Origin of the sequence: Planococcus antarcticus DSM 14505 (assembly GCF_001687565.2) — a bacterium.
Taxonomy (GTDB): domain Bacteria; phylum Bacillota; class Bacilli; order Bacillales_A; family Planococcaceae; genus Planococcus; species Planococcus antarcticus.
The window spans coordinates 768,936-788,089 of sequence record NZ_CP016534.2 but is presented as its reverse complement, the minus strand read 5'-3'; the positions used below and the strand labels follow the sequence as shown (position 1 = coordinate 788,089).

Here is a 19,154-nt window from a genome sequence, read left to right as displayed (position 1 = left end):
TTCCTTGGTTATCAGTAGACAGATAGTAAGTCAAGTTCTCTGTATTTACTTGCTCGATAATTGTATCCTACTCGTTAAATAGAGCAACCTCTGCTGGTTCATTTGGGTAGTTGCTGTTGCCGGAAGGATTTTCCTCAGCTTCTTGTTGCTCTGCATTTTGATCTAAGATTTCTCCTTTTACTGCATCCATGTTGAATTCGTAATCAGTAGTACTGCTTTCGATTTGAATTTCATCATAATTTTGGTCTTCTTCAAAAGAAAGCTCCACTTCTTGGATGTTCTCTTCCGCATGATTAAAGAGCTTGCTCTGCGGTAATTCCAGAATGAGTTGCGACGTTAGATGCCACCAAGACCCCCAAAAATTGCCGTTCCAGCTACCGTTCCAATCAAAAATTTTTCCTTCAAAATTATTCATCCTCTACTTGTTTTCCAAACCAATCATAACTTTTAAAAGTAAGACAAGAATGAGAGAAACATTAGAATCTGGTAAGAATCGGAAATATTTTATAATAAGTGATTTTATTGGGTTTTGTTTTAATTCAAGTATTTTCCAAATCACTTCTATACCGACTATCTGCAAAGAGCGTTAAATAAATGCCATCTTCAAGATCAGCTGATTTCTAGGGTGGCATTTTCGTTATACGACTGTATTCTGTAAAAATAATATTCATTCAATCAGCATCCAAAAGGCTCTGTGAAACGAACAAGCCTTCCTCCAATTTTTTTGAATTCCATTAAGTGCTTGCGATTCGTTTCATTGTCGAGAAAATGAAGATTTCCCATCAAATTATTATATTCCTCAGCGGATATCATAACGACGTTTTTTTGTGTGATAACTATCGTTTCAAAATCGTCTGTGACCTTATTCATATAATCCTACAGCCTTATAACCCAGACCAAAAACTCTTCAAATCCCACCACGGGAACCTCGTCCACTTGCAAAATCCTTGACGGGTCCAATTTTTTCTACTTATTGATTTGGTTGGTCTTCACAATTGCCAGTATCCCAGTAAAACCGGCTACAAACAGTGACGGTTGCTGTGAGTGACTGTGTGTACAGAAAGGTAACTACGCTGCTGAGCACCAAGATAGCTGTGCGCCTCTCCAAGATTATCTTATTTTTTCTTTTTTGCCACGTTAAACCGCTCTTCGCTTCAGTGTTCTTTCGTCTATAACTTGTTGGAGAAACCATCTAATTACTCCCATAATTCCCCTCAAGTCCACTATGAGCGCTTCAATTAGAAATACTTGGTACTCCCTATAAAAACACAAAAGCCATTCCCTAAATAAACGGGAATGGCTTTTGGACAAGCAGCTTTCTTGCATAGCGTAAATTGTCGCTGACACAAGGACACGGTTTTATCCAATTGGTTCCGACTGTCGCTAACTTCATCGTACCTTCTCCATATATTTCCGACTAAGCTCAACAGCAGCTGCAAAGCCGCCAGAAGCGTAAGCCTTATTCAAATCGCTGCCGATGCCAACTGCCACAGCACCAGCAGTCAGCCAATCTGACATGTTGTTTAGGTTAATTCCCCCTGTTGGCATAACACGGACATTCGGGAGCGGTCCATTAATTGATTTGATGAATGATGGATCAATATTATTTGCTGGGAACAATTTGATGATATCACTTCCCCCCTCCAGTGACTTAACCATTTCACGCAGTGTAGTGCAGCCAGGCAAGTAAGGGATGCTGTACCGATTGCAAAGAGGCGAGATCTCTTTCATGTAACTGGGACTTACGATAAATTTGGCTCCTGCTAAAATTGCATGTCGCGCTGTTTCAGTGTCAAGTACTGAACCCGCTCCCAGTAGAACATCTTCTTGAGCTAAAGCATCAAAAACTTTTTCCACTTGAGGCGTTGTATAGGTTAACTCGATCGCACGGATACCGCCTTCAATCGCTGCTCTAGACAATTCAATCGCTTCTTTCGCGCTACCGCCCCTGATTACCGCAATCACCTTCGCACTTTCAAGCTGTGAAAGAATAGAATATCTCAACAAATTAATGCCCCCTTATTTTACTTTATCGTTCAATTACTTTTTCATTGCCAATCAATGCCTGCACTTCTTCCAAATAAGGAAGGCCTTCATTGTCCCCCGAAACGGTGGTCACTAATGCGCCTACAGCGTTGGCGAATTCGAGTGCTCTCCCCGGAGAGAAGCCGTTCAGGACTGAGTAGATATAACCCGCGTCAAAGCCATCTCCCGCACCTACTGTGTCAATCGGCTTTATAGAAAATGCTTCTTTTGCATACCAAGTCTTGTCATACAGCACTTTTGCGCCGTTGACTCCATCTTTGACAACCAATTGTTGAATTTCATAATGTTTCGCGCAGTTCTCAAGCGCTTTTGGAGATGTATCACCGATGATCATTTCAATTTCATCCAATCCTGTCAGAAGAATATCGACAAAAGGAAAAATCTCTTGATAAGCCGCTTTCGCTTGTTCCAAAGTCCAAAGCTTTAAGCGGATGTTAGGATCAAAGGAAACCGTGATATCTTTTTCTCTGGCAATTTCCAGTACCCGTTTGGTGATTTCTAAATTTTTCGGATTTATTGCCAAAAATACTCCAGTCAGATGAATAAGGTCGATACCTTCTAACATCTCTTCCTTTATATCTTCTGGAACCATCGTCAAGATTGGTGAATTGTAACGATAATAGAATGTTTTCCCCGTACCATCTTCCCGGATCTCCTTAAAATTCAATGAAGAGGGATATCCTTCTACGAATTCAACATTTGTCATATCGACCCCTTCGCCCCTTGCGAAATTATAAATCACTCGGGCAAATTCGTCTCCGCCCAACCTGCTTGCCCATTTTATATGCAATCCTAATCGAGCACATCCGATAGCAAAGTTCAATTCTGCTCCCCCGACTCTCCGTGTAAAGCTTGGAACGTAACGCAAAGGACCTGTTTCTGAAGGATCAAAAGTAATTAATGCATCACCTAATGTAAAAATACTAAATTCTTTTGACAAAATCTTCACTCCTATCAATGAGCCTATAATTTCGGACAATATCTTTATTGTCCCAAGCAAGAAATACAGATATTCGCTTTAATTAAAAAACAGGAGAGGTGTTATTGCTTCTTCTTTTTCCTGCCGTTCATCAAATCTTGTCTAGCAAGTCTTGTCGGATCGGTGTGAAAATATCCAAAATGGTACATTCTTTCAATACTTTCACTTGATGTTTGCTATTAGAAGGAATATATTGTGTATCTCCTACATTCAACATTGTTTTGTGGCCATCAACTTCAAATTCCACTTGTCCTTTTTCAATATAGCTGACTTGCTCTTCGGGATGCTGATCGACGTCTCCAGCAAATCCTTCAGCTAATTGAACTTTTACTACCATGACAGATCCTTGACTCGATAAAATCTCTCTCGTAACCATCCAAATCTTCCTTTCTTTTTCAAATTTACTCGCCGTTTAGATGAACAAATCTGGGTTAATTAGTTTCGGTAAGTAAAAAGCGATTTCTGGGAAGAATGCTACGAATAGAAGAACTACCATAATGATGGCGATGTATGGCAAAATTGCCAACAACGATTTTTCTATACTTAAATCCCCAATTTTCGCTGCCAGTAATAGACATAACCCGTATGGAGGCGTAACCAGTCCGATTGCTAATGTCATAACAACGATTAATCCTAAGTGAACAGGATCCATTTCAAATAACGTTGCCGTCGGCAAAATGATTGGAACAAATAAGATCATTGCCGGAATAGCATCCATAAACGTACCAATAAACAAGAAGAAAAAAATGATGATAATGATGAATAGCCATTTTGTACCCACGTTATTCACAAAGAAATCTTGTGCAATTACTGATAATTGATAATAACTCATTAATTCACCTAAAGCGCTTGCTGCAGCCAGTGCAAATAGCGAAAGAGAACTTAATGCGAGTGTATCTTTTAAGATACCTGGCACATCGGTTAATTTTAATGTTTTATAATAAAACATGCTAATTGCAAAAGTATAAAGCGACGCAATAGCCGCAGCTTCAGTTGCTGTAAAGAATCCAGTGATAATTCCACCAATAATAATAATTGGTGTTAGTAAAGCTGGAAATGTCTCAAGCAATAATTTGAAAAATTGGCTAGCAGAAGCTCGTTCCGAACGTGGGTAACCTTTTTTCAAAGCCATAAAATAAAGGAAAATCATCATGCCGACTCCGATTAAAATTCCTGGAACAATTCCGCCAAGAAATAGAGCACCGATAGAAGCATTCGTTAAGCCGGCAAAAATAATCATTGGAATACTTGGTGGAATGATGACACCAATGGTGGAAGAAGCAGCCGTAACAGCAACTGCCGTTTCCGTGTCATATCCTTGTTTTTTCATATTTGGAATCAGGATTTTCCCAACTCCTGCCGTATCCGCTTGTGCTGCACCGGAAACTCCCGCGAAAATCATCGAAACCAAAATGTTGGAATGAGCCAAACCACCTCTTATATGACCCACAACTGACAGTGACAAATCGATTAGTTTTTGTGATATTTTCCCGTGGTTCATTAAATTAGCTGCCAAAATGAACAAAGGCACTGCCAAAAGCACAAAGGAATCGATTCCGTTGAGCATTTTAATCGGTACCGTTACTTCCGGTAGTGCCTCGATGCTGAACACACCGATAAACGAAACAATGCCGATAACAAAAGCGATCGGAACTCCAATAAACATAAGGACTAGAAACACAGCAATGAGTATAAAACCGATCATGTACTAGTCCCCCTTTTGAGTGCCTTTAAGTCTTTAAGACCGTTAACTAAATGATTAATTGAGTAAATAGCCATTGTTAACCCCATAATCGGAAGGGAAATCCATACATAGCCCATTTTCATCTCTGGCAATGCCACCCAATTATAGTTCCAAAATGTACTTGCTGCTTCAATTCCATAATACAAAAGAGCTAGCGCAAACAATAAAACAATCGTGTCGATAAAAAGCAGCAATCCGGCTTTCTTTCTTCCTTTAAACTTCAGCGTTAAAAAGTCAAAACTAAAATGTTCTTTTTGATTCACCATGACAGATGCGCCCATGAAAATAGACCAAATAAATGAATAATTGGCTACTTCTTCTGTCCAGATGATGGATACGCCCATATGGCGGGATACAATTTGAATGATAATCGCAATAAAAAATATCGACAACGTAATAACACCAATAGTCATTTGCGTTTTTTCTAGAAGTTTAACCATATTTAACGTCCTCTCAACAAAAGATTAAAAGGAAGAATAAGCAAGCCTACCTCCCTCCCCTTTAATAAGCTTCCATTTACTTAAGATCTCTAATTTTTCCCAGTAAATCCTCGGTCCCCATATCTTTAGTTGCCTGATCTTGCAAAGGTTCAGCGATTTCAATAAATGGTGCCGTATCGATTTCGCTAACTTCAGCGCCTTCAGCGATTGCTTTTTCTTTATATTCTTCTTCTTGAACGTAAAGCGCTTCTCTTTCAGCAACTACAGAAGCTTCCGCAGCATTCATAATAATTTCTTGTTGTTCTTCGGTATACTTGTCGAAATCATTGCCATTTACCAATAGAAATCTTGTTGTATAGTCATGTGCTGTTTCTGTAACGTATTTACCATTTTTCGTCGTATGGTGATTTTGCGCCACGAAATATGGGTACGCGTTTTCAGCAGAGTCTACGACATTTTGTTGTAATGCTTGATATAATTCACCCCAAGCTACAGATGTAGGGACAGCGCCTGCTTGCTTCCAGAAATCAGAAACAACTCCTGAAGTTTGTGTTCTGATGGTCATGCCATTTAAATCATCCATTTTTTCAAGTGGAGCTTTGCCATAGAAATGTCTTACTCCCGCAGACCAGTATCCTACAATTTTAAAATCATTATTCGATTTTTCATTTACGATTGAAGCAACTTCTTCGCCTACTTCTCCGTCAACCACTTCTTCCCAATGATCAAAACTATCGAACAAATATGGAAGCGCGAATAAATCTACTTCTTCTATGCCTGTTTGCGTCATAAAACCTGGAGAGACAAGAACCACGTCAGCTGCTCCTAATTTGAGCTTTTCCACTAACTCGGACTCTTCTGTTCCGATTGTTCCTTCATGCACTTCTACTTCGATATTGCCATCAGATTCACTTTCCACGACTTCTTTAAATTTCTCTAAACCTACAGAGTATGGAGTATCTGGTGTTGTTTGATTATGCGCTGCAATCAGCTTGATTTTTTCAGCACCTTCGCCCTCGGAACCTGAGCTTTCATCAGTGCCACAACCTGCTAAAACCATGGATAAAGCTACAAGCATGAATAAAGTTAACAAAACTATTTTTTTCATCATTCTTCCTCCTCATTTTTTATTGCTGGAATTTTTATTTTAATTCTTCTTACCATGATTTATTCCAAATTGGCATGTCGTTTTGTCATTTCTTCGTAACTGGACTGCTGGTCATTCGTTTGAAGTGTCGCAATAATAATGGCATCAAGTACAAGATGTACCGATTGATCAAATTGATTTCCCAGTGGCTGAATAGTTGAAGGTTCGTTGTCTCGCCTATACTTTGTTGCTGCAGGAACAATCAACATGCCGTTACATACCTCAGCAATTTCAGAAGATTTGTTTGTTGTTACAAGAAAGACCTTGGCCTTCGCTTCTTTTGCTTTAGCAGCAAATTGCAGGATAGCCCCTGTGGATCCAGAGCCCGAAATCGCAACCAGCAAATCGTCCGCTTCTATGCTCGGTGTAATTGTTTCGCCTATCACAAAAACAGGGAATCCTCCATGCATTAACCGCATTGCAAACGCTTTCCCCATGAGCCCGGAGCGTCCCTCCCCGTAGACAAATACTCGGTTAGCTCCTCTTAGATATTCAACAAGTTCATTCGCTTCGTCTTCGTTAATATTCGAAAGAACAATTGAAATTTCTTCAGCAATTGTTTCAATGATCGACTTCATACTGTTTCACCACCTTTTTCATATCGTTTGCCGTCTGCCCTGGATTATCAGCTGCGGTGATAGCGCTGCCAATTATGATGGTATCGAGCCGTTTTCCGAGTAGTCCTGAAAGAGAATGTTGGTTGATCCCTCCTGCAATAGCCACTTCCATTCCCTCCAAGCCGTCGATTAGAGTAAATAAGTTTTCTTTCATCTCTCCTTCAAGCTGCATATCCTTGCCATAATGCAGACTAATGAGATCCACCCCGAGGTTCTGCAGTTCAATCAAACGAGATGGATCTGTGACTCCGAGCAAATCAACCATGACACGCTTGCCGTAATCTTTCGCCACTTCAAGTGTGGCTGTAATTGTTCGATCAGCTGAAAAAGCCATGACCGTCGTAATATCCGCCCCTGCTTCAAAAGCCTGAATCGCTTCGTGCTGTCCGGCATCACAGGTTTTCATATCAGCCACTAGTATTTTTTCTGGATAAGCTGTTTTTATGTCACGAACAATCGTCATTCCATATTCTTTAATAACGCCGGTCCCTACTTCAATCCAGTCAATCGAAGCTTCCGTTTCTTTTAGGAGTTGAAAACACCGATCTCTTGTTAACCGGTCCAAGGCCAGTTGAAAGTTCATACCAATTCCTCTCCTTTCCTTTCGTTATCGCCTTTTGTATTAAGTTAATTTCTGAGACTCTTCATCAGACATGATTCGATTACTCGATTCTCTTACAACCATCTTTGGATCATAACGATATACAGCCGTTTCACTTTCAAAATCTTTTGTTTGTATTTTATTTAGTAATAGTTCTGCAGCCTTTTTACCAATCTCAATGGCTGGCTGCTCAATAATTGTCAGACCCGGTTCATAAAATGTTGAAAAAGATACTTCATCTATTCCAACCACAGCCAAGTCGTTCGGAATTCGAATGTTTTGTTTTTTAATATGTTTTAGAATTTCAATTAATACCAAGTCATTACCGGCTAAAATTGCTTGGGGCGGCTCTGGCAGGGCCATCATTTCCTCTAGTCCTTTTTGAACGTTTGAAACCTCGAGATTTTTTATATATTCATCCCGGATGGCAAAACCATTTTTCAACAAAGCTTCTTTATAACCTTTAACACGTTCTTTCCGTGGTGTTACGTTTTTAATAATATTTGTAATAATGCCAATGCGCTCGAATCCATTGTTGATAAAATGCTGAACTGCAATTTCACCAGCTTTTTCGTTATCTAATAGAACCGATGGAATTTGCACACCAGGCACTGTACGGTCAACAAATACCACTGGATATTTGTTAAGGGCCATCTCTTTATAGAGTTCCACGTTAATGCCTGTCGGAAGAAGAATAATGCCGTCTACCTGTTTGGCACGAAGCATTTCAATGTACTTTTTTTCTTTTACCGGATCGTCATCCGCATTACAAACCATCACATGAAAATCTGTTTCATTGCACACATCTTCCACAGTTCTGATTATTTGAGAAGAAAAAGTATGAAGAATATTTGCTACAATAACGCCGATTGTCGTTGTCGATTTTTGCTTTAAACTTCTGGCCAGAATGTTTGGACGGTAATCCAGAAATCGGATTGTTTCTTCTATTCTATTTTTAGTATCTTCGCTCATGTAATCGAATCTCTTGTTTAAATATTGAGATATGGTACTTTTAGAGACATTGGCATGTTTAGCTACATCGGCCATGGTGACAGTTTTCATCATATCTTCTCCACCCTAAAATATTTACTAAACCGGTTTAGTAAACCGTTTTACCAAGTATACATAAAATGAAAGCGCTTTACAATGTTTTTATTCAAATTAATCAGATTTCTTTTTATTCGTTAAGTAGAATTAAAAAAACGAATCTCAAAGAGTACTTCTCTTCGGAATCTGGTTCTTTAACATCTGATTATTTAGCTTCAGGACCATCAGTCCCATCTGCTACTTTGTCGCTGTTTTCTTCGATTCATACTGCTTCTTCTCCATTTTCTACCAATAAATCATTAAAAAATCAATTCAAATCAAACTTCTGTTTCATTCTCTTAACAATGTCCGCTTCTTTACTTTGAATGAATTGATTGCCCAATTGTTTTACTAAAACATTAATCTCTTTGGTCATTTCTTTCTTCATCAACAACTGACTGATCACCTGACCATTAGGCGTAAACTGTCTTCCAACCAATTCATCTATGGAGACATTGTATAAGTCTGCCATCTTTATTATCAGCTTCAGCGGCGGTTCTGTAGTGCCGAGTTCAAATTTTCCGTAAACCGCTTTGGTAATCTTCAGATGCTCTGCAACAATTTGATGAGACAACTTATTCTGTAATCGTAGTGATTTTAAGTTCTCGACTAATTTTGTCATATAGTTGCTCCTCGAGTTAATTTAATTGGGAAAGATAGTTAAAAAATGTCGGCAAAGAATAATCAATAAGGCTTAAGACTTGATTTAATAGTATCATATTAGTGATTGGATGATAAATGAAATTTTACTTATTTGGTAAATAAAGTTTATTTAGAAAATAAAAATCCACTCCCTGGAATCTAAATCCAGAGAGCGGCATTTTATGCGATATAGTCGTCTAGAACGTATTTTACCTACAATAAAAACAGCGCAGAAACCGTTGCTTGGTTAAATATTCATCGGCATACTTTGAGTTATCGACTGAAAAAGATTCACGGTGTGACCGGATTAGATCCGTCTAATTTTCAAGAAGCCGCCGTACTACATTTGGCGCTGACTCTGCGGGATTGAATCGTTTTGAAACACGTTGTGACTTTAAAAGTTATTTCTCGCATACACTAAAAAAACCCAGTAACCCTATACTTACAAATTTACTGAGGTTTCTTATGTGTAAGCTGCATGGACAATTGCGCTTATCCAACAAAATTGGTCAATCCTATTCAACTACTTAGCTTGAAAAAACTGATTAATGATTATGAAAATGACCATAAAACAAGACCAAACAACAGGAAAATAAAGAATAGCTTTAAAACATCAAAAACTGATGAAATTTCAAACCAGCCACTAAACAAAAGAATAGGCAAAACAGTAGCTAACATTACTAAAAAGCGAATAATAGTTTATTTGGTTAAACTCCTCTTAACAACACTGTAAATTACAGATGTGGCACCAACAAAAAACAAGATCAGGCTCACCCAAAAAGTACTTTTAGCATCCGAATACTGTCCTTGAAAATAAAGCAACAAAGCAATTCCACCCATAATAACAAATGGGATTCCCTCTCTTAAGAGACCTTAAAAAATCATCATCTTCTATGACCTTCTTTGAAAGAACCTTAAATTTCATTTCGGAAAGTGATTCGTTTGTTTAATAAAAGACCACACCAATGTAAGACATTGTTCAAGATTTTTTCTCCAAATCATCTATTCTCTTTTCGAGTTTGGTAATTTTACTAGTTGCTGCAGTACTCAAAATAAACCCAACCAGACCAAAAGAGAATCCCGTCATTCCAAAAGTAAATCCCATAATTGCAAAAGCATCCACATGATTCACCCCCTATTTATATCTTTGAGCTAATCTCTCCGAGTATATTTTTTATAAAAAGCAGTTCTTTCTAAGATTAGAGCCATTTTTTTTTTGGTTTTCAAGCAAAAAAGAAACGATCCTAGCATTCTGCATACACTCTATAATCCAGCTAGATCGCTTTTCAATACTGCGTCAGTTGCTTAAACTTAATTCCCAATCCTCAACGCCTGATCTTTATTCTGCAGCACCGCCAGAATACTCAATGCGGCGAGAAGACTCGTCTTCGGGTTACTGGGCATCGGATTGTTTTCGACTTGCAGCTCCATCCGTCCAAAATCCCCTAGCGCTTCGATGGTGTGGGTATTCCTTACAACGGCAGGATCGACAATGACACGCACTGTCGTTTTCTCGACTCCGACTCCTGCAAGCGCGAGCGTCATCGCCACATTGACGTTCTTCGGGAATTTTTCGACAGCTTCATAGGCTGATCCTTCGAATATCACTTTTTCTTCGGCCGATTCAATTCCAAGAGATGCGGGTGATTTCCTTGTTGTGATCCGGACTTGTTTCAAGCCACCGGTAGCTTTAGCCGATTGCAATACGTCCAATCCGCCAATGGCACCAGACGGTAAGAAGATGCGCGTGCCTGAAGACCTCGCCTGCCGTTTGACTCTGTCTAAGAAATCGGAGTCTTTGAAAACGCCGATGCTGCTGACAACGAGGTCTTTTTTGTTTGCCACCACATTTTCTAAATAATAGCCAGCCGCTTCCACGGTCGTTGCCTCCACAACGATATCGAGTGGTGTCTTCAAAAATTCCTGGATATCCGTATAAAAATCAACAGTAAATTGCTCACTCAAGCGCGGTCCCACTTCTCGGTTACGTCCGAAAATAGCCGTCACTTTTCCGTCGACCATCTGGTTGCCATTCACTTGCTCTAGTAAATACGCCGCAATATTACCTGTCCCGATGATTCCGATGTTCATGATTGTCCTCCTCACACAATTGTTTGAAAACTTCCCGCATTCCAATGAAACCTTATCTATACTGTACCCTTAAATATACAACTGCCATCTTCGAAAGCGATTGATTTTGTTGAAGATAGTTTTATTGCATGCAGAAAATGTTTCAAATTCCTAGCCGGTCGCATTTTCAAGTAAACTATAAGACCGGCATTGGAAATTTTTTTTGCGAGATAAGTCGATATAGTTCTCAATCAACTGACATGCTTATTTATTACACTTCGCATTTGCTTTAACAATTCCCATCAGTTCCTAAATTCTCCCTGCACGGCTCAATTATGAATACTTACTTTCTTCTATAAATACATTATCACTCCCTCCTTGCTCACTAGAACTGACTTCTGGACATGCAATTTTTTGCATATCGGTAATTTTGTTTACCACAGGGACGCCTTTTGCATAACTAGATTTAATACGAAAACTACTTTCCCATTCAAAAAGCCACCCATACGCTGGACGGCTTTTTGTTTCACTCTGTATAGCAAAATTTTTATTTATTCGTTCTGGCCCATGCTTTACCAGGCTGTACTTCAGAAGCTCGGTTCACTTCTACTGGTTTTTCTGTAGCAGATGGTTTTTTCGACCAAATCGTCGCGAGGATAGGTCCAGAAATATTATGCCAAATCGCCCCCCAAACACTCGGTAAAGCGGCGAGTGGGCTGAAATGTGCTGTTGCCAGTGCGACTCCTAAACCGGAATTCTGCATGCCGACTTCAAGCGAAATTGCACGGCGATCTACTTCGTCGAGACCCATCACCATTGCCGTCAAATAACCGAGGACTAAGCCAAAGCTATTATGTAAAAAGACCGCTAAGAAAACGATGAATCCTGAACTGATGACGTTTTCTGCATTAGCTGCTGTGACGGCTGACACAATAATCAAGATTGCGGCAACTGAAATAAGTGGAATAACCGAAATCGTTTTTTCGACCACTTTTGGTATTAGCTTTTGAACCAATAGACCAAGTGCAATCGGCACAATGATCACTTGAATGATGGAAACAAACATTGACATTGGATTTACGGGAAGCCATTGTCCGGCTAAAAGCAGTAATAGTAACGGCGTCATGATGGGCGCCATTAACGTCGACAACGAGGTCATGGCAACAGACAACGCCAAATTTCCTTTTGCCAAATACACCATAACATTTGATGCTGTTCCTCCTGGTACACAACCTAACAGAACAAGTCCTGCTGCTAATTCAGGTGGCAAATTTAATAAATAAGCAATGCCAAATGCAGCGAAAGGCATGACCAAGAACTGAGCTGCCACTCCGACGAAAACCGGAAGCGGGCTTTTCGCAATAATCTTGAAATCTACAGGTTTTAACGTTAATCCCATACCAAACATCACAACACCAAGGAGAATCGTAATATAACTACCTAACCCGACAAACGCGGACGGGAACAAAAAAGCAACGAGCGCTATCAAGATCACCCAAACCGCAAAATATTTTCCAGCAATATTACTCAATCCATTGAGAACTTTCATTTACTCGACTCCCCTTTTTACTGATTTGATGTTCTTACCAGGATTCAGTAAATTGCCTGGATCCAGCACCGCTTTGATTTTCTCCATAACTTCAAGAGCATTGCCGTGTTCTTGTTGCTGGTATTTTTGTTTGCCGATTCCGACACCATGTTCGCCAGTAGAGGTGCCACCTCGTTCTAGTGCGTAGACAACAATGCGTTCATTAAATTCCTGCGCTCTTGCTACTTCTTCCGGATTATTCATATCCATCATAATGAGCGCATGAAAATTGCCATCTCCGACATGTCCAACGATTCCACCAGGCAAGCCCAGCTTCATCAGATTTTCCCGTGCATGTCCGACAGCTCCTGCCAGTTCAGAAATAGGAAGGCAGACATCTGTTACCATCATCTTTTTGCCGGGATAGCCGTGAATATAGGCATAAGCCAAGGTATGGCGTGCTTCCCATAGAAGATTCCGAGCGGCCGTATCTGTTTCAAATGCGACTTCTTCGCAAGCATGCCCTCGAACGATTTCTTGCATGAATTCAACATCTTGCTTTAACCCTGCTTCATTGCCATGAAACTCTAAAAATAGCGTAGGTTTTTCTGCGTAAGCGGTATCATTGTATTTATTGACTTGCTGCATCGATTGCTCATCGACGAGCTCAACGCGCGCAATTGGGATACCTGCCTGCAAGATTGATACGACGGCTTCCACAGCGTCTTTAACCGTCGCAAACGATGCCCGAGCTGCTGTGATAAATTCAGGAATGCCATAAACACGCAGCGTCATTTCGGTAAAGCAACCGAGCGTTCCTTCAGAACCAACAAACAAGCCATTCAAGTGAAGACCCGATGAGGATTTGGCTGCTTTGTTTCCAGTGTGAATGATGGTTCCATCCGCCATGACCACTTCTAAATCACGCACTTGGTCGCGCATGACCCCGTATTTCACCGAAGTTGTGCCACTCGCATTGGTGGCGGCCATTCCACCGAGTGTCGCATCTGCTCCAGGGTCTACCGTGAAAAACAAGCCGTACTTTTTCAATTCTTTATTGAGTTGAGAGCGAGTAACGCCAGGCTGCACTTTCACTAAAAAGTCTTCTTCATAAACCTTTAACACCTTGTTCATCAATGAAAAATCGATGGTCATCCCTCCGCTTTGCGGAATGACGTGTCCTTCTAAACTTGATCCAAGACCGAATGGTACGACTGAAATCCCATATTGCGTTGCTGCTTTCATAATCGTAGAAACTTGTTCTGCGGTTTCTGGAAAAACTACCAGATCGGGTAACTTCATTTTATGGTAGGATTCGTCTTGACCATGTAGTTCTTTAATGGTTTCGTTAATACTGATTTGATCAGCTTTTAAATACTCTTTCAAATGGTTTAGGATGGTTTCTTGATTAGCTATTGCCATAGATGTTCGCTCCCTTTTTGCTTTTCAACTTAAAAAATAGAATAGATTTACTTTCTTTTTAAATTGGTCCAACCAATTAATCCAATTATACATAATAATCTGAAAAGTACAACGGTTTTCTTTCAAACATTGCAGATTCTATCTTGTATGATAAAGTAAAGTGTAAAAAGCAAGCGTGCAGGAAGTGGTGTGTTTTTGAATCCAAAGAAAAGAACTTATGAACTGATTGTCGAACAGATTAACGTTCTCTCTCTTGAAAAGAACTTGCAGCCTGGTGACCGGATTCCCTCTGAGCGGGATCTTGCTAGCTTGTTCGGGGTCAGCCGCAATTCTGTTAGAGAAGCATTGAAAGGCATAGAAAGTAAAGGCGTCATTGAGATACGCCAAGGAGGCGGAAGCTTTCTGGCTCCGTCTAAGCGTGATCTGCTCGGCAATGAACTCGGCACGCACATAGACGAAACAAAAGCGTTACTGATTGACGAAATGCTCGAATTGCGCCGTGCTTTCGAAGTTGAAGCCGCTTCTCTCGCAGCACAACGGGCCACGCCTGAAAACTTGAAAGCTATAAAAAACGTCCTAATTGAAATGGCCAAAGCTGCGAGCGACCCAGAATTGGGCGTTCAGGCAGACTTGGACTTTCACTTGCAAGTAGCCAATGCGACGAGGAACCAATTATTGATTGATTTAATGGGAACGCTAGCTTCACGAATGGAAGAAAATATTCGCGAAACGCGCAGGCATCGCTTCACAGATGCTAGTCGGCACCAAGGTACACTCAAAGAACACGAAGAGATATACTTGGCCATTGCATCTCAAAATAGTGACTTGTCAAAGCAGCTCATGGACCGGCATATCTCACGTATTCGGTCCGAGCTGTACAAATCCACTTAATATCCATAATTTCACTTACCATCAAAAGCCATTTCAAACGACAAATGCCATCTTCGAAATCAATTGATTTCATTGAAGATGGCATTTTCTTAATGCTATTGTAGTTTACATGCTAAATTTCTGTGTACAGAGACGCACTTTCAAAAAAACAGATAGACAATCAAATCAAAGAGCTTGGCAACTCCATACAATAGAATCGACACGATTGCTGTCCCTAAGACAAAATTACCAATTAGTTTCAATACATCGACAATCGCTCCAACTAAATCATTCATGAATCGCATCACTTTCGTCGAGTCACCTCTTTCAGAGTTTCTTATTGTGATTATTTTTTGACACATGAACACGATTCATGAAACTTTCATTCTTTTTTCTATTGATAATCTATTATATAAGTTGAATTAAAGAAGCAGCTTTTTCAACTCAACGAGGTAGGGAAACGAAGAAATCGCTCCAGACGGACGCTTTGGGCCCACAGGATGTGAGTCATGCAACTGGCGCGACAGGACGTCGCGATGCAGGAGCACATCTTCGCCCTTCGCCGTCGTACACTCTTTCTTCTAAGCATCCTTGAGTAACTAATCATCCGGATACGGAGCAAACCAGCGGAGACTGTTATGAGAGCAGCGTAAGTGACATGGAAAGAAGTCCACTCAGACAGCCCGAATTCGTTCGGCGCAAGCTCTTAACAGCTGATTGGCGGAACATTAACAGCCCGGAATCATTCGTTCAACTTATATAATAAAATTCCATTTACAGACTATTCTCTCTAGTCCATTTACCTTATACTGTAACATATAACACGAGTGATACAGGAGGCAAATCAGTATGAATGATAAAAAAGATGTCTTAGATCAAGGTCCTTTCTTTCACGGCACCAAAGCAGCATTAAAGATTGGAAATCTATTGGAACCACAAAAACTTTCCAATTACCAAGACAAAAAATCGAATCACATTTACTTTACCGCAACTTTAGAAGCTGCTAAATGGGGTGCTGAATTAGCTGCATCCCAGTCAAAAGAAAGAATTTATATGGTAGAACCACTGGGTGATTTCGAGAACGATCCGAACTTAACCGACAAAAGATTTTCCGGAAATCCAACACGCTCTTACCGATCTAAATCGCCTTTAAAGATCATTGCTGAATTGGGGTCTTGGGAAAGGCATTCCGATAAAGAAATCAATCAAATGCTTGCCTCTTTAAAGACTCTGCGCGAACAAGGAAAGGACGTCATCCTTGATTGACCTGAAAAAAGACATTTATAATTTCTCTTCTTTTTAAAGACAAAAACGCCACTTTCGAAATCAATTGACTTCGAAAGTGGCGTTTTTCATGTCATCCAATTAGTAGTTCACTTTTAATGATTACTTCTTCGACTGATCGCGTTTCACAATTTTATCGCTCACTTGTTGGCCACTGAGTGTCACCATCGGCATGCCGCCGCCAGGATTAACAGTACCCCCGACAAAGTAAAGATTGTCGTAGAGTTCGCTTTGTTTTTTATGCTTGAAGCCACCGTTTTTCTTTTTATCGGAAACCGTTCCGTAAATGGCACCGCGGTCTGAACCGTACACGCGTTCAATATCGTGTGGTGTCCAGACGTCGCGTGTCACGATATTTTCCCGCAGCCCGTCCAAGCCCATGCGCTCTAATTTATCAAGCACAAGTTCTTCGAAATCCGCATATTGCTCAGGTGTAAACGGGTTGTCTTGAATATAAGGAATGTGTGGCAAAATCTTAATGTTCTCGTGTCCTTCTGGCGCTTGAGATGGATCGGTTTTATTAACATTCACTAAATAGATTGTCGGATCATCCGGCAACTCGTGTTTTTCAAAGACTTTCTCCATTTGTTCATGCAAGTTCTCAGAAAAGAAGAAATTATGATGATTTAGCAATGGATAAGTTTTCTTGACGCCTAGATGCAACACAAGACCAGAACTTGCAGGTTCATACTTTTTCTTCAAATCAGCAACAAACGCTTCGTCTGCAGCGACCATCTTTTTATAAAACGGAATAACTTCCATATTCGACACATAATAATCGGCTGTTTTGAACGAACCATCTTCAAGTTCAACGCCGACGATTTTCTTATCTTCACTTGTCAGTGCGCGAATTACGCCCATGCCTGCATGGAGCTGAACGCCTTCTTCTTCCGCAAGTTTCGTCAAGCCTTCCGCTAATTTATGCGTCCCGCCTTTGACATACCAGCAGCCTTGCGCATGCTGCATGTAAATCATCATGTTGAGAACGGCAGGCGCACTATAAGGAGAAGAGCCAACGTATTTAACGTAATACGACAGCATGTCACGCAAATGCGGATTGCTGATGCGTTTGGAAATCGCGCTATACATCGTTGACGTCAAATCGAATCCAGTCAAAGTCGCAAGAATGCCATTTTGTGCCACTGCTTCTTGCGGTGATTCAAAGCCTTCTTTCAAATAACTATGCTCTGTCGTTTTATAAATTTTCTGCGCGTATTTCAATAACGCGTAATACTCTTTCATGTCTTTGCGAGAAAGTGCAGGATTTGCCTGTTCCATCAAATCAAGATCATGGTACAAATCCAACATCGTACCATCTGGAAAGAACGAACGCCATTCCCGGTTTAGTCTTTGGATTTGCACATAATCCTCCATCCGCTTGCCGCTGCCTTGGAACAATTTATCAAAAATATGTGGCATTGTTAAAATAGATGGACCTAAGTCAAAACCAAATCCGTCTTGCTCTAAACGATTTACTTTCCCGCCGATGTGTTCATTTTTCTCATATAAAGAAACCGCGTAACCTTTTTGCGCAAGAGAGATAGCTGCTGATAAGCCGCCAAGTCCTCCTCCGATTACAATTACGGATTTTTGTGGATTCTCCATATATGTACCGCCCTTCTTTTCTAAAATATGTTCATTTTATGGAAACTGTTAAAATACCAATATTTCGCTATAATCTTTCTAGTTCCCTAGCTGGAAGTTTTAAAAATTTTTTTATATAGTTTTTGTATAATTTTAATACACACTTTATTATAGAAGTAGAATTGTCTGAATGTCCACATTGAATCACTAGATTCATACCACTTATTGAATGATGCGCAAGACTAATAAAACACCTCCATTTTGTCGCTAGATTTAACCACGACAAAATGGAAGTGTTTTCAACGACTAGTTCACTTATTGCTCACTAGCAATGAAACTATCTGCAAAACCTAGTCAGTACCCGTCACTAGTAGGTTTTGCCTCTAATATCATCATCGTTTGTCTTCCGGTAGTATTGCTCATTAAGGAACTCAATGTGGATATGGTACTCCCTGTAATTTGCATTATAAATGCGGCTCATTTTCTTATTCTTTGCTGGGTTTATTTAGATTATTGGTATTTTATATTGGTAATGATAGGCGTCTCACTCGGATGTCTTTTCATTTATACCGTTCCAGAATCCTCAGTGCATTTTCTTGCGTTAATTTGGGAAACTGTTTCATTAATCATTGGAATCGTTATTCATCTTTCTACGCGAGAGCCTTTGAAAGGATATGATATTCGCATAAAGGGATAAAATAAAGATTCAAAAATCCAGTGTCAGGAAAGGAGAACACATGAGTATCCAGACGATTGACGACTACATTCGGGAAGCACCAAAAGGCGTACAGGAAACTTTGCAGACGCTGCGGCGCGTAATTCAAGAAGAGGCGCCAGGAGCTCAAGAAGCCATCAGCTATCAAATGCCTACATTTGTGCTGAACGGCAATCTGGTTCATTTTGCTGCATTCAAAAACCACATCGGATTTCACCCTGTGCCCAGTGGAATCGAGGCTTTTCAGCAAGAGCTTGCCACATACAAGCAAGGGAAAGGGTCGGTCCAGTTTCCGCTTAACCAGCCCATGCCATATGACTTGATCCGCCGGATTGTTCGTTTTCGAGTAGCTGAAAACCTAAAAAACGCGTAACTAAAA

General features: G+C 40.3%; 22 protein-coding genes and 1 pseudogene. 5 read left to right on the top strand and 18 right to left on the bottom strand.

Annotation, left to right across the window (positions count from 1 at the left end; genetic code table 11):
* Positions 1-67: 67 nt before the first annotated feature.
* From BBH88_RS19130 to BBH88_RS03950, 12 genes are all read right to left on the bottom strand, one after another.
* Positions 68-415: a hypothetical protein gene (locus BBH88_RS19130; RefSeq protein ID WP_006831365.1), complete on the bottom strand. Its 348-nt coding sequence runs from the start codon at positions 413-415 to the stop codon at positions 68-70.
* Positions 416-675: 260 nt separating this feature from the next.
* Complete coding sequence (locus BBH88_RS19990) at positions 676-870, bottom strand: type II toxin-antitoxin system Phd/YefM family antitoxin (protein WP_197684180.1); 195 nt, start codon at positions 868-870, stop codon at positions 676-678.
* A gap of 519 nt (positions 871-1,389) precedes the next feature.
* On the bottom strand, positions 1,390-2,007 hold the full coding sequence (locus tag BBH88_RS03995) for a bifunctional 2-keto-4-hydroxyglutarate aldolase/2-keto-3-deoxy-6-phosphogluconate aldolase (protein WP_006831363.1): 618 nt from the start codon (positions 2,005-2,007) through the stop codon (positions 1,390-1,392).
* A gap of 22 nt (positions 2,008-2,029) precedes the next feature.
* Positions 2,030-2,986 (bottom strand): sugar kinase, encoded by a 957-nt coding sequence (locus tag BBH88_RS03990; RefSeq protein WP_065537223.1) that lies wholly within the window; start codon positions 2,984-2,986, stop codon positions 2,030-2,032.
* 130 nt (positions 2,987-3,116) lie between these two features.
* Positions 3,117-3,401: a cupin domain-containing protein gene (locus BBH88_RS03985; protein WP_006831361.1), complete on the bottom strand. Its 285-nt coding sequence runs from the start codon at positions 3,399-3,401 to the stop codon at positions 3,117-3,119.
* 36 nt (positions 3,402-3,437) lie between these two features.
* Positions 3,438-4,730: a TRAP transporter large permease gene (locus BBH88_RS03980; RefSeq protein ID WP_006831360.1), complete on the bottom strand. Its 1,293-nt coding sequence runs from the start codon at positions 4,728-4,730 to the stop codon at positions 3,438-3,440.
* The gene (locus tag BBH88_RS03975) at positions 4,727-5,209 is read right to left on the bottom strand and encodes a TRAP transporter small permease (RefSeq protein ID WP_065537224.1); all 483 of its coding nucleotides are present in this window, start codon (positions 5,207-5,209) and stop codon (positions 4,727-4,729) included. The genes BBH88_RS03980 and BBH88_RS03975 overlap by 4 nt, the downstream gene beginning before the upstream one ends.
* A gap of 76 nt (positions 5,210-5,285) precedes the next feature.
* Positions 5,286-6,317, bottom strand: coding sequence for a TRAP transporter substrate-binding protein (dctP, locus tag BBH88_RS03970; protein ID WP_197684188.1), 1,032 nt, complete (start codon positions 6,315-6,317; stop codon positions 5,286-5,288).
* A gap of 59 nt (positions 6,318-6,376) precedes the next feature.
* On the bottom strand, positions 6,377-6,934 hold the full coding sequence (gene hxlB / locus BBH88_RS03965) for a 6-phospho-3-hexuloisomerase (protein WP_006831357.1): 558 nt from the start codon (positions 6,932-6,934) through the stop codon (positions 6,377-6,379).
* Positions 6,918-7,556, bottom strand: a complete 639-nt coding sequence (hxlA, locus tag BBH88_RS03960; RefSeq protein WP_065537226.1) for a 3-hexulose-6-phosphate synthase — start codon at positions 7,554-7,556, stop codon at positions 6,918-6,920. The genes hxlB and hxlA overlap by 17 nt, the downstream gene beginning before the upstream one ends.
* A gap of 39 nt (positions 7,557-7,595) precedes the next feature.
* A complete protein-coding gene (locus tag BBH88_RS03955) occupies positions 7,596-8,636 on the bottom strand; it encodes a LacI family DNA-binding transcriptional regulator (protein ID WP_006831355.1) in 1,041 nt (346 codons plus the stop codon).
* Positions 8,637-8,928: 292 nt separating this feature from the next.
* Positions 8,929-9,282 carry a helix-turn-helix domain-containing protein gene (locus BBH88_RS03950; RefSeq protein ID WP_065537227.1) on the bottom strand — a complete coding sequence of 118 codons (354 nt, stop codon included), beginning with the start codon at positions 9,280-9,282 and terminating at the stop codon, positions 8,929-8,931.
* 231 nt (positions 9,283-9,513) lie between these two features.
* Here BBH88_RS03950 and BBH88_RS18770 point away from each other — a divergent pair.
* Positions 9,514-9,672 (top strand): annotated as a pseudogene (locus tag BBH88_RS18770) (helix-turn-helix domain-containing protein); the annotation flags it as partial.
* Between the two features lie 609 nt (positions 9,673-10,281).
* Here BBH88_RS18770 and BBH88_RS19125 read toward each other — a convergent pair.
* From BBH88_RS19125 to BBH88_RS03930, 4 genes are all read right to left on the bottom strand, one after another.
* The gene (locus BBH88_RS19125) at positions 10,282-10,425 is read right to left on the bottom strand and encodes a hypothetical protein (protein ID WP_006831352.1); all 144 of its coding nucleotides are present in this window, start codon (positions 10,423-10,425) and stop codon (positions 10,282-10,284) included.
* A gap of 188 nt (positions 10,426-10,613) precedes the next feature.
* On the bottom strand, positions 10,614-11,393 hold the full coding sequence (gene nadX, locus BBH88_RS03940; protein ID WP_065537228.1) for an aspartate dehydrogenase: 780 nt from the start codon (positions 11,391-11,393) through the stop codon (positions 10,614-10,616).
* A 526-nt stretch (positions 11,394-11,919) separates the two neighbouring features.
* Positions 11,920-12,921, bottom strand: a complete 1,002-nt coding sequence (locus tag BBH88_RS03935) for a bile acid:sodium symporter family protein (RefSeq protein ID WP_006831350.1) — start codon at positions 12,919-12,921, stop codon at positions 11,920-11,922.
* The gene (locus BBH88_RS03930; RefSeq protein WP_065537229.1) at positions 12,922-14,322 is read right to left on the bottom strand and encodes an FAD-binding oxidoreductase; all 1,401 of its coding nucleotides are present in this window, start codon (positions 14,320-14,322) and stop codon (positions 12,922-12,924) included.
* 195 nt (positions 14,323-14,517) lie between these two features.
* Between BBH88_RS03930 and BBH88_RS03925 the strand changes: the two genes are divergently transcribed.
* Positions 14,518-15,213, top strand: a complete 696-nt coding sequence (locus tag BBH88_RS03925) for a FadR/GntR family transcriptional regulator (protein WP_065537230.1) — start codon at positions 14,518-14,520, stop codon at positions 15,211-15,213.
* A 140-nt stretch (positions 15,214-15,353) separates the two neighbouring features.
* Here BBH88_RS03925 and BBH88_RS19780 read toward each other — a convergent pair whose 3' ends face one another.
* Complete coding sequence (locus BBH88_RS19780; protein ID WP_269147322.1) at positions 15,354-15,488, bottom strand: hypothetical protein; 135 nt, start codon at positions 15,486-15,488, stop codon at positions 15,354-15,356.
* A gap of 553 nt (positions 15,489-16,041) precedes the next feature.
* Here BBH88_RS19780 and arr point away from each other — a divergent pair.
* Positions 16,042-16,458 carry an NAD(+)--rifampin ADP-ribosyltransferase gene (gene arr, locus BBH88_RS03920; protein ID WP_006830681.1) on the top strand — a complete coding sequence of 139 codons (417 nt, stop codon included), beginning with the start codon at positions 16,042-16,044 and terminating at the stop codon, positions 16,456-16,458.
* 120 nt (positions 16,459-16,578) lie between these two features.
* Here the strand turns inward: arr and BBH88_RS03915 are convergent, their stop codons facing one another.
* Positions 16,579-18,081, bottom strand: a complete 1,503-nt coding sequence (locus tag BBH88_RS03915) for a phytoene desaturase family protein (RefSeq protein ID WP_065537231.1) — start codon at positions 18,079-18,081, stop codon at positions 16,579-16,581.
* A gap of 310 nt (positions 18,082-18,391) precedes the next feature.
* On the opposite strand from BBH88_RS03915, the gene BBH88_RS19985 reads away from it, so the two are divergent.
* Both BBH88_RS19985 and BBH88_RS03910 read left to right on the top strand, forming a co-directional pair.
* Positions 18,392-18,757, top strand: a complete 366-nt coding sequence (locus tag BBH88_RS19985; protein ID WP_407946495.1) for a DUF7010 family protein — start codon at positions 18,392-18,394, stop codon at positions 18,755-18,757.
* A 40-nt stretch (positions 18,758-18,797) separates the two neighbouring features.
* Positions 18,798-19,148 carry an iron chaperone gene (locus BBH88_RS03910; protein ID WP_006830679.1) on the top strand — a complete coding sequence of 117 codons (351 nt, stop codon included), beginning with the start codon at positions 18,798-18,800 and terminating at the stop codon, positions 19,146-19,148.
* Positions 19,149-19,154: the final 6 nt, after the last annotated feature.